Raw genomic sequence first — 533 nt, 5'->3', positions numbered from 1 at the left:
CATATCTCGAAAAACTTCAAAAAAACGAAGTTTTTTAAACATGCCTTCTTATACTTCTCGTTGCTTTACTGTATCTGTTATAAAGCTGTTTAATCCAGACAAGGATTGGATTATATTACCTTCATCGACAGAAATCATCATACGAGCAACGAGAAATTTGGGAAACATAATTTTTCATAGATTATTGGGAGTTACCTTGGTTGTACGGTATTTTTACAGTATAATCAAGTAACAAAGCGTAAGAGGAGGTGAAGAATATGTTAAAAGCTTATAAGTATCGACTCTACCCAAATGAAGAACAAAAAAACTATTTTGCGAACTGTTTTGGTTGTGCCCGCTTCATTTATAACCAAATGCTTAGCGACAAGATCGACCACTATAAAGAGACGAAACAAATGCTCAACACTACGCCCGCTCAGTACAAAGAAGAGTTTTCTTTTATGAAAGCGGTTGATAGTCTAGCTTTGGCGAACGCTCAGCAGAATTTGGAACGAGCCTACAAAAATTTCTTCCGGGATAAATCCATTGGATTT

General features: G+C 35.8%; 1 protein-coding gene. It reads left to right on the top strand.

From position 1 onward, the window contains the following. Positions 1-257: 257 nt before the first annotated feature. A partial coding sequence (locus ABFX15_RS07695) for a helix-turn-helix domain-containing protein (protein WP_346024879.1) occupies positions 258-533 on the top strand: 276 nt, incomplete at its 3' end.

It is taken from the genome of Alkalibacterium indicireducens, from assembly GCF_039522005.1.
GTDB lineage: Bacteria > Bacillota > Bacilli > Lactobacillales > Carnobacteriaceae_A > Alkalibacterium > Alkalibacterium indicireducens.
The sequence above is the reverse complement of the archived record's forward strand: the minus strand, read 5'-3'. Positions and strand labels throughout refer to the sequence as shown.